Genomic DNA, 14,366 nt, shown 5'->3' with positions numbered 1-14,366 from the left:
GAACTTTGTGAAAGCCCTTATGCTTTTACTCTAAAATGGAACAGACAGCTTACATCGAATCTCCGCTCGGAATCACCACAATTATTGGTGATGAAGAGGGCGTATCGGTAATTTCGGTAACGCAGGAAGGTGAACTTTCTGCTGAAATTCCGGAAGTGCTGCAGGAAGCTGTTCGGCAGTTACAGGAATACTTTGAAGGAAAAAGAACTGATTTTACTTTCAAACTAAATCCAAAAGGAACGGAATTCCAGCAAAAAGTATGGAAATCACTACTCGAAATTCCGTATGGCAAAACGGTCAGTTATATGGACCAGACCAAAAAGCTCGGCGATATCAAAGCGATCCGCGCAGTCGCATCGGCAAATGGTAAAAATCCGCTTTGGATTGTAGTGCCGTGCCACCGGGTGATTGGCACCAATGGGTCGCTCACCGGTTATGCCGGAGGAATATGGCGTAAAAAATGGCTTTTGGAACATGAAAACCCAACGCAGCAACAAAGTCTGTTTTAAAAAAATATTTCATAAATTAGCCGAAAGTATTTAAATTGTAGTACATTTCTTTCTTTAAATCGATTTATGTATCTTCATAAAATAAAGCAGTGCAATTAGTGGTTAAAAATTATGATTGAAAAAATAAACCTCAACAATATTTTATTTCTGGATATCGAAACGGTTCCGGAAGAAGAACATTTCAATTCGCTTGATGCTGAAATGCAATCTCTTTGGGATCATAAAACCCAATATCAGCGAAAAGAGGAATTCACCCCTGAAGAATTTTACGACCGTGCCGGCATCTGGGCGGAGTTTGGAAAGATTGTCTGCATTTCCGTGGGCTATTTCACTATCAAAGGCGATATTCGTAATTTCAGGGTTACGTCCTTTTTCGGGGAAGAAAAAAAAATTCTTCATGATTTCAACAACCTGCTGAACAATCATTTTAACCAGCCTCAGCATTTGCTGTGCGGCCATAATGCCAAGGAGTTTGATCTTCCGTTTATCGCAAGGCGTATGATTATCAATCAGATTGCGATTCCGAACAAACTTAATTTATTTGGAAAAAAGCCATGGGAAGTCCCGCATCTCGATACCCTGGAATTATGGAAGTTTGGGGATTATAAGCATTTTACCTCGTTAAAACTATTAACCAAAATACTTGGGATTCCTTCGCCAAAAGGCGATATCGACGGCAGTCAGGTCGCTCATGTTTTTTATGTAGAAAAAGACATTGACCGTATTGTGACCTATTGCGAAAAAGATACTATTGCAGTTGCCCAAATCTTCCTGCGCTTACGCCGTGAAGATTTATTGATTGACGATGAAATTATTCATGTTTAGTTTTTTTTTGAAGGTGCTGAGGTGCTCAGGGACTAAGGCTCTAAGGTGCAAAGGAACAGAGGTGCAAAGGGACATAGCTTAGATGAACTTCAATAACTTACATGGTTTAAAAGGAAAAAGCTTAAATGAACTTCAATAACTTATATGGTTTAAAAAATGACACATCAGGAAATATCACAGTACAGGCTTGCTTCGCAAAAGCTTTTAGAAACCAGCTCAAATACTCCGCAACAAATTGTCCATCATCTCGGTGCTATGCAGGCGCAGGATTATGCGATGGCGAAATGGGCTATAGGTTCGCGATGTGATGCTACTGAAAAAGAAATCGAAGAAGCCATTAATTCCGGTAAAATCATCCGGACTCATATCCTGAGACCTACCTGGCATTTTGTTTCTGCCGATGATATCTACTGGATGCTCGATGTTTCGGGACCACAGGTCAAACGAATTATTCTTGCGGAAACCAGAAAGCATGGCTATGATGAAAAGGAGTTCGACAAGATTAATTCGGCTATCGAAAAACTGCTGGCCGGAAACAATCACTTAACGCGGGATGAAATCATGCAGGGACTTGATCTTAAAAAGGTTTCCGGCGACTATTTTTTAAGCCCCGTACTTATTATGATGTATGCAGAATTAGAAGGTTTGGTCTGCAACGGAAAAATGAAAGAAAAGCAAATGACTTATGCTTTACTGGGTGAAAAAGTCCCAAAACCCACAACAAAATTGACGAAAGAAGAGGGTCTGGCGAAATTGGCCAAACGTTATTTTGAAAGCCACGGTCCGGCAACGCTGCCAGATTTTTCATGGTGGTCGGGTTTTCCACAGACCACCTGTAAACTGGCACTTAATTCCATTGCATCAGAACTAAATTCGGTAGAAATTGATCACCAGACGTACTGGTTTGGAACTTCTCTTTCTCTTAAAAGCAACTTCAGCGAAAGTGTACATTTCCTGCCCGCTTTTGATGAAATCCTGATTTCCTATAAAACCCGTGAAGCTTCCATTCTACCGGAACATCAGTCAAAAGCTTTTACCAATAACGGAATTTTCAAACCGGTTATCCTGGAAAACAGCAAAGCTATCGGAACCTGGAAAAGAACCATCAAAAAAGACCATGCAAAAATAGAAACACAGTTTTTTAACGCAACCGAAAATCATAAAAAAGCCGTTATATGCGAAGGCCTTAAATCTTTCGAAAAATATCTGGAAACCAAAATTGTGATTGAATAAACCGGATTTTCATTGAAAGATTGGTGTTTTTGAGAAATACTTCCTGTTTCAGCATTAAAATCTTTGTGCATATTATGGCTAAATAATTACATTTACAAAAAAATATAATTATGGTATTAAGTAGATTTTGGTTAGCTATATTTATTTCGTCGATCGCGTTTATTGTAATCAGTTTGTTTACCGCCAATACATATACCATTGATTATGTTCTGAATGGTAAAAAAGACGATCCGATTCTGGTTTCAGAAAAATACGCTGAACAGCTTCCGGCTTTTATCAAAGACAGCATCAAAAAAGCGCCGGAACAGACAATCATTATCAACCGTGATACACTAAATGCCGACACGACTTACGTTTATAAAAACAAAACCGTAAAAATTTACAGCGGTCTTCAAAAATCAGATGGTTTATTGCCTACCTGTAAAAGTACTTTGGTCGACTTAATTCTGCCGCTTATTGCCTATCTGGCTTTTTTCTGCGGGTTAATGGAACTTTTAATCATTTCGGGCGCTTCCGGAAAACTGGCCAAAGCTTTGAGCCCGGTTTTCGTAAAAGTATTCCCGAGCATTCCTAAAAACCATCCGTCTATCTCGTATATGACCCTCAACTTTGCCGCAAATTTCTTAGGACTTGATTCTGCTGCCACTCCATTTGGTTTGAAAGCTATGGAAAGCTTACAGGAAATCAACCCCGACAAAGACAGGGCCAGTGATGCGCAGATTATGTTTATGTGTTTACACGCTTCCGGACTTACGTTAATCGCCACGTCAATTATCGGTTATCGTGCTGCCGCCAACGCAAGCAATCCGGCAGATGTCATGCTGCCGTGTATTATTACTTCGTTTATTGGTACCATTGCCGCCTTCTTAATTGTGGGGATCAGGCAGAAAATCAATTTCAAAAGCGCTTCCCTCGTTATTGCCTTAATGCTATTAATCGCTGCTATTGTTGGCTTGCTGATGTACGTGAATCATCTGGATTTAATTGGAAAAAACTATTTTACTTCTAATCTTTCCGGTTTGATCTTATTCGCGATCATTGCTTTTACCTTGGTTTTTTCGTGGCGTCACGAAAAGAAATTTACTGAGGCCAATACTACTGTTTTTGATGCTTTTGTGGTAGGTGCCAACAACGGAGTGAAAACCGGAGTTACTATTTTCCCTTATGTTTTGGGAATGCTGGTGGCTATTTCACTATTCAGAAACAGCGGTCTATTTGAAATTATCAGTGATGGAATTGCTTTTGTATTCTCGAATATGGGTGTCAACAAACAAATTACGGATGCCTTGCCGGTAGCTATGCTTCGTCCTTTTAGTTCTGCAGGATCCAGAGGTTTTCTGATTGATTCTATGAATACTTTTGGAGCCGATTCCCTAACAGGAAGATTGAGCAGTATTTTTCAATGTAGCGCCGAAAGTACTTTTTATGTGATCGCCGTTTACTTTGGTTCCGTAAATATCAAAAATACCCGTTATGCTTTGGGCACCATGCTTTTGGTAGATGTAATTTGCGTGATTACTGCTATTTTTGTGGCCAGCTGGTTTTTCTAAAACATCATATCCTGTCTAATACAATCCTTTAAAAACAATAAAATCCAAAATGAAATATTCCTTATTTGCTCTAATCCTTACCCTTTTTTTCTCTTGTGTCAGTCACGAAATTGAAAATGATAACCTTGTTCCGGTTGATTACACCGAAAAAAATGAAGCCGAAATTTTAAAGTATCTGGCCGACAATAAGCTGACTGCCCAAAAAACAGCTACCGGTTTGTATTATATCATTACAGAGCCCGGAACAGGCAAACAGCCAAAATATACTTCAAGCGTAACAGTAGCATACAAAGGGTATTACACAAGCAAGAAAGGTTTTGACGAGAGCCCTGAGGCCGGCACTACCTTTGGGCTGCAACAGGTAATATCAGGCTGGACAGAAGGAATTCCGTTATTTAAAGAAGGCGGAAGCGGTGTTCTTATTGTACCGGCCCGTTTAGGATACGGCAGTTTTGCCTACAGAGGTATTCCCGGTGGTTCTGTACTTGTTTTTGACATTAAGCTGATTTCTGTTAATTAGTCATGAAAGTTAAATATCTATTTGTTTTAGCTTTACTGGGAGGTTGCCAAAAAGAAAAAGCTATAACTGAAGCTGCAAGTATTGCTCCGGAAAAGAAAACTGAAGTTACGCTGGCTAAAGAAGAAAAATTCTTAAAAACCGATACCGTAGCAATTTCTGAAGGAGACGAAACTTCAAAAAACAATTACATCCTTGCACATCTTTTAGATCAAAAAGCAGATAAAGACAGCATTGTAACCCAGCATTATCAGCTGGATTTTTATCAGGACAGAACTAAAACAGTTTCTTCCAGAGTTACCATTGAGGGATACCAAAAAGGATCTGAATGGGGAGCGTCGTACGGACTGTCTTCAACTGCAGTCAAAAATTCTTCTTTTATTCAGGTTAGTTTCGGCTATCCGGCCTGCGGTTATATGCAAAATAATTACTTGTATTATCTAAAAAACAAAGGCCTTCAACTTGTATATGAATGGGATACGATGTCGGATAGTGGCTGGGGCAGCTGGGTGGAATTTACTGCTCCAAAGGGCAAAACGGACACAGAATCTTTCTATTGCAAAAGAGTTGCATTTGAGCCGGACGACGACAATGAGGACATGGGAACCGCTAAACACTCGGATTCTGTTGTTTTTCAATTTAAAAACCAGCGCTGGACAAAGCAATTGTTATCTCCGGCAGATCAGACTTACTTCGAGAAAAAAATGTCTTTTAATGCATTCCACGAAATAAAACAATAAACAGAGAGGTGTTATTCAAATCCTTTCTAAGATAAATAATTTTTAAATTTGCAGAAAAACAAAGCAATGATTGATTTTATATACCAGGATCCTTATCCAATTTTAAAGGATGATACCCAATACCGCAAAATCACTTCCGATTTTGTAAAAATAGAACAATTCGGAGAACGCGAAATCCTGACAGTGGACCCAAAAGGTCTGGAGTTATTAGCCGAAGAAGCTTTAACCGACGTTTCGTTTATGCTAAGAACAACGCATCTGCAAAAACTCCGCAATATTTTAGACGATCCCGAAGCGACCGATAATGATCGTTTTGTGGCTTACAACCTGTTGCAAAATGCTTCTGTTGCCGCCGAAGGTCAGTTGCCAAGCTGCCAGGATACCGGAACTGCCATTGTGATGGCTAAAAAAGGAGAAAGCATCTTTACCGGTGTCGACGATGCGGAATGGCTGAGCAAAGGAATTTTCAATACGTACCAAAAACGTAATTTACGCTATTCCCAAATTGTTCCGATTTCAATGTTCGAAGAAAAGAATTCCGGTTCGAATCTTCCGGCGCAAATCGATATTTATGCTAAAAAAGGAACTTCCTATGAGTTCCTGTTTATGGCAAAAGGCGGCGGATCTGCCAACAAAACCTTTTTGTACCAAAAGACAAAATCGCTTTTAAACGATAAGGCAATGGATGAGTTCATCCGTGAAAAAATAAAAGACCTAGGTACTTCGGCCTGTCCTCCGTACCATTTGGCTTTGGTAATCGGCGGAACTTCGGCAGAAGCCAATTTAGGAGCCGTTAAAAAGGCCTCTGCAGGGTACTACGATCATTTACCAACTTCAGGAAACATGGCCGGCCAGGCTTTCCGTGATTTAGAATGGGAAGAGCGTGTACAGAAAATCTGCCAGGAAAGTGCTATCGGGGCCCAGTTTGGAGGAAAATACTTTACGCATGACGTTCGTGTTATCCGTCTTCCGCGTCACGCTGCTTCCTGTCCGGTTGGATTAGGAGTTTCCTGTTCTGCCGACAGAAATATAAAAGGAAAAATCACAAAAGATGGTATCTTTGTGGAGCAGTTAGAGGTAAATCCAAAACAGTTCTTACCGGAAACAGCACCACATTTAGAAGCTCCTGTTGAAATTGATTTGAATATGCCAATGGCTGATATTTTAGCCAAACTAACACAATATCCAATCAAAACCCGTTTAAAACTAAACGGAACCGTAATTGTAGCCCGTGATATCGCACATGCCAAAATTATGGAATTGCTGGAATCCGGTCAGCCAATGCCCGAGTATTTCAAAAATCACCCGGTTTACTACGCGGGTCCTGCCAAAACTCCGGAAGGAATGGCGTCAGGAAGTTTTGGACCCACTACCGCGGGCCGTATGGATGTTTATGTGGATGAATTTCAAAAACATGGCGGAAGTATGATTATGCTGGCGAAAGGAAACCGATCCAAACAGGTTACAACAGCCTGCAATACCTACGGTGGATTCTACCTGGGTTCTATTGGAGGTCCGGCGGCTATTTTGGCACAGGATAACATCCTGAAAGTAGAAGTCGTTGATTTTGAGGAACTGGGAATGGAAGCCGTTCGTAAAATCACCGTAAAAGATTTTCCTGCTTTTATCATTACAGATGACAAAGGGAATGATTTCTTTGAGAATTTATAGGAGTTTTTAACCGCAAGGTTCGCAAGGCTTTACGCAAGGTTCGCAAAGTTTTTATACAATAAAACCGCCCAAAAAGGCGGTTTTATTGTTTTATTCTTTGAAAAGTATTGTTTTTCCATTCAAGTTTGACTCATAACTCATAACTTAAAACTCATAACTCATAACTTTTCTCCCCTCACGCGCTTAAATCTTCTTTTTCGAAAGCGATGAAATGGGATAGTTTTCCTTTTAAGTTGAAGACCGGGGAACCGTAAATCCTGCAGATATAGGGTTTTCCATTCTTTTTATAATTTTTGACTATTTTCTCAAATGGAATTTGCAGTTCAATTGCTTCTCTTATTTCTTTTAAATCCGTTTTAGAAGTCTCTTTACCCTGAAACATCTTTGGTGTTTTTCCCAGAACTTCACTTTCGGTATATCCGGTCATTGTTGTTATTCCGCTTGAAGCGAAAACAATCTTCAGGTCAACATCGGTAACCACAACCACTTCTTCCCTGATACGTTCACTTATATTCAGGTGTTCTTCATCCCATGCGAAATGTGCTGAAATTTCTTTTACTTTTTTTAAATCTGCAAAATCGACTTTCAATTCATTCAGGTATTCATAGTGAAAATCCCACGCTAAAATGGGAACTGAATTATGATTAGCGATCTCTTCTAACTTGGCCTTTTTCATCTTCATTTATTTAATAGCACACTGCACTTGTTCTTAAAGGTAGAAAGAAAATTCATCATAAAACAAAAAAATTAGATATTTAACGCTCCAAATTTGTCAAAATTCAAATTTCAACTGCACTACTACAGCCTTCTTCTCTTCAGTATTCAGGTTGCTCATTGAAATTCCGAGCAAACGTACGGAATCTTTCATTCTTTCCTGATATAAAAGTTCTTCAACTATTTCCATGATCAGACTTTTGTCTGCAATAAAATAAGGCAGGGTTTTGCTGCGGGTTTGTTGTGTAAAATCGCTGTATTTGATTTTAAGGGTGACCGTTTTTCCGGAAATCTTATGTTTTTTCAGGCGTTTCTCCAGGGAGACAGCGATCCGTTCGAGCTGCTCTAACATAAAAATCTCCGACGATAAATTGACATCAAAAGTATGTTCGGCTGCCACCGACTTGGTGACACGGTACGGTTTTACTTCGCTGTTGTGAATGCCGCGAACCACTTTGTAATAAAAGGTTCCCGATTTTCCGAAATGTTTTTCTAAAAATTCCTGCGATTTACTTTTGAGATCACTTCCGGTAAAAATACCCAATTGATACATTTTTTCGGTCGTTACTTTTCCGACCCCATAAAACTTCCGAATCGGTAATTCTTCCAGAAAGGCCGAAATCTCATCCGGGTTTACCGTTTTTTGTCCGTTTGGCTTGTTGATATCGCTGGCAATTTTCGCCACAAATTTATTGACAGAAATCCCCGCAGAGGCTGTAAGTCCCACTTCATTGAGAATTCTGAGTCTGATTTCCTCGGCCAGCAGGCTCGCACTGGGATTTCCTTTTTTGTTTTGGGTGACATCGAGATACGCTTCGTCCAGCGAAAGCGGCTCGACCAGATCGGTATATTCATGAAAGATCTGATGAATTTTACCCGAAATCTCTTTGTATCGGTCAAAACGTGGCCGCACAAAGATAATTTCGGGACAATATCTTTTGGCAAGGACACCACTTATGGCACTGCGAACACCAAACTTTCGGGCCTCATAACTTGCTGCCGCAACTACTCCTCTATTCTCTGATCCGCCAACTGCAATAGGCTTCCCGCGTAAAGCAGGATTATCCATTTGCTCTACCGAAGCATAAAAAGCATCCATATCAATATGAATAATTTTTCTATATACAGGCGTTTCAGACATGGTACAAATTTAAGCAGTTTTATAAACTTTAGGCACAAAAAAAGCCCCGCAATTGCGAGGCTTTTAGTATTTTAAAAACAGAACTTATTTTTTTATAAACTTCTTAGTCACTCTTTTTTGAGCACCATTGAATTCAATAAAATAGATTCCGGTATTTAATTTGCTTACGTCAATTGGGTTTTCAGATAAATGACCTGAACTCACGCGCTGCCCTAAAGCATTTATAATTGTAAAGTCAGATCCTGTTTTATCGGATACTGAAATATTCAATTCATTATCAACAGGATTTGGATACAAGGTAATATCCGAATTTAGTTTATCGGTTACTGCGATGTCATTCACTTCTACAATTCCTGAAGCAGTGATGTTTACAGAATAATCTTCTACCTGTCCATAAGAAAAACTTTCACAGGCCGTTGGAATACCGTTGTATTTCATAGAAACTCTCATCCTTGTTGTTCCAAGTGTTGCCGAGGCAGGAATTGTAATCGATCCTGAAACCGGAGTTGTTGTGGAAGCACTTTTTGTCCATACTGTTTCACCGCTGTCAGAGAAATCCCCATCCTGATTGTAATCGATAAATACGGCATACGCTTCGCTGTACACAGAAGAAGTCCATGATGGTGTGATGGTAATTGTATAAGCCGTTCCTCTACCGGCATTTGTAGAAATTGCGGTCAGATTCTCGTAACCAGTTGTTCCTGTAGAAGTATTGTTAATCGTACCAAAAACTACTTTACCAATTCGCTCATCAGAAGCACTGTTCCCTTTTGATGTACAATAGGTTACCGAACCAGCCAATGTTGTAACATTTACAGTATTACTCGCAGCAGAAACATTTCCTGCGGCATCTTTCGCTTTTACAGAGAAAGTATACGCTGTTGAAGCTGTAAGTCCTGTCACCGTGTAACTTGTTGTTGTAACAGTTCCTTTTAAAGTCGTTCCCTGATAAACGTCATATCCTGTAACGGCAACATTATCTGTAGCGGCAGTCCATGTTAGATTGGTCGTTGTTCCGGTAGTTCCCGAAGCTGCTAAAGAAGAAGGTGCTGACGGTGCAGTGGTATCTCCTGAACCTCCTGAATAAGCAGCACCAACACCAACTGCGTAAAATGCATTTGTTGTCGCGATAACCTCGGCTGAACCTGCTCCGTATAAATCGATAGCAGACTGAATTCCGTAAGTTCTCGCAGTCGCATAAGTGGAGTTAGCAGATAAATAGTTGCTTTCTAAACGATACGCAATTTTGGCTGCTTTATCAATTGTGATTCCTGTAACGTTATATGCATTTCCAATATCATTTGTTCCTGATTTACCTACTGAAAGAATATAAAACCAGTGATTTAATACTCCTGAATTGGTATGCACACCACATTGGTCATTATTGTTTGTTGGCGTACAATTTACGTTTACCCAATAAGTCCCTCCGTACGTGTCCGGCTGACCTTCAGAATTTGGATCACTCATGGAGCGCAATGCCAAGTGTCCTGATCTTCTTTCGATATCTTCACCCACCAGCCAGGTTGATTTTGTAGGTGCTGCGCGGTATTCAATACAAGCTCCCCAAATATCAGAGAAACCTTCGTTCATTGCACCTGATTCTTTTTGATAGGCCAGATTTGCGGTATACGTACAAACCGCATGACCAATTTCGTGACCTGCAACGTCCATTGCCGTTAAGATATCAAATCCTCCCGTTCCTGTTCCGTCACCGTAGGTCATAACGCTTCCGTTCCAGAAGGCATTATTGTTATTCGGGTAACCTGCAGCCACTAAGTTGTAATGCACATAACTTTTAATTTTAGCACCATTTCCATCATAACTGTTTCTTCCATGAACCGCGGACCAGTAATCGTAGGTCATTTCGGCACCCCAATGAGCATCAAGTGCACCATTGTCTTTATTGGTGTTATTGTATTCGATCCAGTTATTGTCGGCATCGGTAAAATTGGTGGTCGGATACGTTGCTGTTCTGGCAGAGTTATAAGTCTGGATTCCATTTCCACGCGTTCCGTCGAGTAATATATAAGACGATCCGCTTAATGTAGTCTGAATCGTTTGTGTTCCGCTGTAACGTGTTGCCGCATTGGCAGCCACAACCGCCATTTTTGAGTTTACACTATTTTCTTTTGAAGCAGCTTTTGATTTTCCATGACTGTTTTCACCAAGATGTTTGATCGTTGCATTATAAAACAAGGCTTGTCCTGTTACTGCATCGATATACAAATCACCACGGCTTAAGGGATTAGTAGCATAAATGTCAAATTTATATGCTAAACGGACTTTATCAGTAGTTCGTTCTTTCCCCTGGTTTTCCATATCCGGTAAAAAAACCAGTTCTCCTTTCGGTTTTACATAATCCATTGAGGCGGCATCCTGTGGCGAATCCCACAGGTAGGTTTTAGCACCAGTATGCGCTACTGCCCTGCTGAAAGCTTCCTGAGCAGAAAGTGCCGGTTTTACTTTTGCATTTACAATTTTGTAAAACTCGCCATTCATCGACTGTAGTTTTCCATTTTTTGAATGTAAAGTATAATTGGCAAATTCTACTTTAATTCCCTGTTCGTAAAGCTGGAATTTTTCGTGGGTAAAACCCTCGCGATCTGATTCGCTTTTAATTTTTGAGAAAGACTGGTTGTCTTTCAGGGCCAGTTGTTCTTTAAATACTTTATTGAAATCAGACCCTTTGTAGGTTGATTTGTCATTGAAAGTAATTAAACTCGGCTCTCCGTTTTCAGATAAACTTTTCTGACTTATTCTTTTATCTGTTTCCTGAGCGAATGCAGATAATGAAAATGCAAATGCAGCAACCGTTGTTGTTACAATTCCGGGTAATGTACTTTTCATAAGCAATTTTGAATTTTGGTTAGTTAAAAAGGGGTTAAAAATCACCAAATAAATTATGTAAGTAAATACTTTATTTGAGTGATAAAAATATATAAATTTTGTTAATTAAACGGATAAATTTACCTTTTATCGATAAAATACAACATTTAAACGGGTAAAGACATTTAAAAATAACAAGAAATCTCAGGTTTGACAATGCCTTACAGAACAAATAACTACAGCATTGGAAACTAATATTTTATAGCCAAAAATTGCTTTTTTTCCTCTTTTTAACTGTAGGAAAAGCAAAATGACGTGATTTGAGAACTAAATTCTGAATAAAAAAAGCGGGAATTATCCTTAGTGAATCATTTTTTGTAAAACAAAACCTAGCCTTAAATTCAGAAAAGGATTTTTTCTGACATTTATAAAGATTCTCAACATAATGAGTACAAACAAATCATTTTCTTTATTTTTGCCTACACGAAATAATACAAAATGCGAACATTTGTTATAGGTGACATACACGGAGGATTACTCGCACTTGAACAAGTGCTGGAGAAAGCGAATGTTACCGAAAAAGATACTCTTATATTTTTAGGCGATTATGTAGACGGCTGGAGTCATTCGACACAGGTAATCGATTTTTTAATTGACCTTAAAAGCAGGCAAAACTGCATTTGCATCAGAGGCAATCACGATCAGCTGGCCCTGGACTGGCTGGAAAACAGGCATGAGGACTTTGATGAGGAAATGTGGTACAAACATGGCGGGAAAGCTACTGTGGAAGGATACTCGATACTTTCTGAAGAAAAAAAGAAAGAGCATATTGCTTTTTTGGAATCGCTGCAGGATTTTTACCTGGACGATCAGAACCGTCTGTTTGTTCATGCCGGATTTACAAATCTAAGTGGTGTAACCTACGAATTCTTTTCGAAATTATTCTACTGGGACAGAACGCTTTGGGAGTCCGCACTGGCTCTGGATCCGAATTTAAAACCGGACGACCTGTTCTATCCGAAACGTTTTACCGTTTACAAAGAAGTTTATATCGGCCATACACCGGTAACCCGAATCGGGAAAACGGTTCCGGTACAAAAAGCCTGCGTCTGGAATGTTGATACGGGGGCTGCGTTCAAAGGACCTTTGACCATTATGAACGTTGATACCAAGGAATTCTGGCAAAGTGAACCTTTAAACGAACTGTATTCTAACGAAAGAGGTAGGAATTGATTTCTAAAAAGTTATTTTTGTACTTTAGAAATAATTAAATATTTAAAAAATTTATGAAAAAGGTAATTACACTTTTGTTTTTAGTAACATTTGGAATCACACAAGCACAAAAAGCTTTTACAGGAAAAGGTGATGTCAAAGTTAATGTTGGTGCTAATCTGCAAGATGGTGGTTCGGGAATTCAGGGTTCTGTGGATTTTGGATTAGGAGAAAATTTCTCCTTTGGTCTTGTTGCTAATTATTTATTGGGCGTAGACAACTTTTCCGGTTTTTACCGTGGCAATACAGCTGTATACAATGATTCTAAAGCAGACTTTAAAGATCGTTTTGATGCGAAAGCAAGAATTAATGCCAATTTATCAAGCGTAATCGGTGTGGAGCAATTAGATGTATATCCGGGATTAAGTTTAGGGTTACATAACTTCGGAGGTCATGTTGGAGGTCGTTACTTCTTTACGGACGGATTTGGAGTTTTTACAGAAATTGGATTTCCTATTGCAAAATACGGAAACAACGACGATCCTTTCTACCACTTAAACAATCAGGCTACTTTTAGTTTAGGAGCTTCGTTTAATTTGTAAAATTAACCCTCAGGGTTCTATAAGATTTGTTTCCTTCAAAAATGCAAAGTCACAAAGCTTTATAAATAACAAAAACCGCCTCAAATGGGCGGTTTTTTATTTTATTAAAATATTGATTTAAATGGCCATTTCCGGAATTGCCCCTTCGATTATTAAATCTGCCTCAGTGGAAGCAATAATATGTTCCACAGAAACGCCTGGCGCTCTTTCTAAGAGCTTAAAACCTTTTTCGGTCACTTCGAGAACCGCAAGCTCGGTTACCACCTTTTTAACGCATCCTACACCTGTTAATGGCAAAGTACATTTTTTCAGGATCTTAGATTCTCCGGCTTTGTTTACGTGCATCATGGCTACAATGATATTTTCAGCTGAAGCGACCAGATCCATAGCGCCACCCATTCCTTTTACCATTTTACCCGGAATTTTCCAGTTGGCTATATCTCCATTCTCCGAAACTTCCATGGCTCCCAAAATAGTAAGATCAACTTTCTGACTGCGAATCATTCCGAAACTAAAAGCAGAATCAAAGAAACTGGCACCCGGAAGCGTTGTTATGGTTTGTTTTCCCGCATTGATGACATCGGCATCTTCTTCTCCTTCAAAAGGAAAAGGCCCCATGCCGAGAACACCATTTTCACTTTGGAATTCCACTGCAATATCTTCTCTGACATAATTGGCCACCAAAGTCGGAATCCCGATACCAAGGTTAACGAAATATCTGTCCTTTACTTCTTTAGCAATTCGTTTTGCTATATCTTCTTTACTAAGTCCCATATTTTATAATGTGTCAATTTGATAATTAGACAATTAGATAAATTTTAAAGAC

General features: G+C 39.4%; 13 protein-coding genes. 9 read left to right on the top strand and 4 right to left on the bottom strand.

Translation table 11 applies throughout. From position 1 onward, the window contains the following. Positions 1–35 precede the first annotated feature (35 nt). The 7 genes from D0817_RS13455 to D0817_RS13425 all read left to right on the top strand — a co-directional run bounded on the left by D0817_RS13455 (position 36) and on the right by D0817_RS13425 (position 7,045). On the top strand, positions 36–509 hold the full coding sequence (locus D0817_RS13455) for a methylated-DNA--[protein]-cysteine S-methyltransferase (RefSeq protein WP_127338900.1): 474 nt from the start codon (positions 36–38) through the stop codon (positions 507–509). 111 nt (positions 510–620) lie between these two features. Then, positions 621–1,334: a 3'-5' exonuclease gene (locus D0817_RS13450; protein WP_127338899.1), complete on the top strand. Its 714-nt coding sequence runs from the start codon at positions 621–623 to the stop codon at positions 1,332–1,334. Between the two features lie 156 nt (positions 1,335–1,490). Beyond that, positions 1,491–2,567 (top strand): winged helix DNA-binding domain-containing protein, encoded by a 1,077-nt coding sequence (locus tag D0817_RS13445; RefSeq protein ID WP_127338898.1) that lies wholly within the window; start codon positions 1,491–1,493, stop codon positions 2,565–2,567. Positions 2,568–2,677: 110 nt separating this feature from the next. After that, the gene (locus tag D0817_RS13440) at positions 2,678–4,117 is read left to right on the top strand and encodes a nucleoside recognition domain-containing protein (protein WP_127338897.1); all 1,440 of its coding nucleotides are present in this window, start codon (positions 2,678–2,680) and stop codon (positions 4,115–4,117) included. A gap of 49 nt (positions 4,118–4,166) precedes the next feature. Continuing rightward, a complete protein-coding gene (locus tag D0817_RS13435) occupies positions 4,167–4,637 on the top strand; it encodes an FKBP-type peptidyl-prolyl cis-trans isomerase (protein WP_127338896.1) in 471 nt (156 codons plus the stop codon). Positions 4,638–4,639: 2 nt separating this feature from the next. Then, positions 4,640–5,374 (top strand): hypothetical protein, encoded by a 735-nt coding sequence (locus D0817_RS13430; protein ID WP_127338895.1) that lies wholly within the window; start codon positions 4,640–4,642, stop codon positions 5,372–5,374. Positions 5,375–5,440: 66 nt separating this feature from the next. After that, positions 5,441–7,045 carry a fumarate hydratase gene (locus tag D0817_RS13425; RefSeq protein ID WP_127338894.1) on the top strand — a complete coding sequence of 535 codons (1,605 nt, stop codon included), beginning with the start codon at positions 5,441–5,443 and terminating at the stop codon, positions 7,043–7,045. Positions 7,046–7,220: 175 nt separating this feature from the next. Here D0817_RS13425 and D0817_RS13420 read toward each other — a convergent pair whose 3' ends face one another. The 3 genes from D0817_RS13420 to D0817_RS13410 form a co-directional block, all read right to left on the bottom strand. After that, positions 7,221–7,721: a PAS domain-containing protein gene (locus D0817_RS13420; protein ID WP_127338893.1), complete on the bottom strand. Its 501-nt coding sequence runs from the start codon at positions 7,719–7,721 to the stop codon at positions 7,221–7,223. Positions 7,722–7,817: 96 nt separating this feature from the next. After that, complete coding sequence (dinB, locus tag D0817_RS13415) at positions 7,818–8,900, bottom strand: DNA polymerase IV (RefSeq protein WP_127338892.1); 1,083 nt, start codon at positions 8,898–8,900, stop codon at positions 7,818–7,820. Between the two features lie 84 nt (positions 8,901–8,984). Further along, positions 8,985–11,747: a M4 family metallopeptidase gene (locus tag D0817_RS13410; protein ID WP_127338891.1), complete on the bottom strand. Its 2,763-nt coding sequence runs from the start codon at positions 11,745–11,747 to the stop codon at positions 8,985–8,987. A gap of 477 nt (positions 11,748–12,224) precedes the next feature. Here D0817_RS13410 and D0817_RS13405 point away from each other — a divergent pair, with 477 nt between their 5' ends. Both D0817_RS13405 and D0817_RS13400 read left to right on the top strand, forming a co-directional pair. After that, positions 12,225–12,959: a metallophosphoesterase family protein gene (locus tag D0817_RS13405; RefSeq protein WP_127338890.1), complete on the top strand. Its 735-nt coding sequence runs from the start codon at positions 12,225–12,227 to the stop codon at positions 12,957–12,959. Positions 12,960–13,012: 53 nt separating this feature from the next. Beyond that, entirely contained in the window at positions 13,013–13,540 is a 528-nt protein-coding gene (locus D0817_RS13400; protein WP_127338889.1) for a DUF6646 family protein, read from the top strand. A gap of 117 nt (positions 13,541–13,657) precedes the next feature. Here D0817_RS13400 and D0817_RS13395 read toward each other — a convergent pair whose 3' ends face one another. Continuing rightward, on the bottom strand, positions 13,658–14,314 hold the full coding sequence (locus D0817_RS13395) for a 3-oxoacid CoA-transferase subunit B (RefSeq protein ID WP_127338888.1): 657 nt from the start codon (positions 14,312–14,314) through the stop codon (positions 13,658–13,660). Positions 14,315–14,366: the final 52 nt, after the last annotated feature.

Source organism: Flavobacterium cupreum, from assembly GCF_003996965.1.
GTDB lineage: Bacteria > Bacteroidota > Bacteroidia > Flavobacteriales > Flavobacteriaceae > Flavobacterium > Flavobacterium cupreum.
Note: the sequence above shows the minus strand (reverse complement) of the source record. Positions and strands in the feature narration are given on the sequence as shown.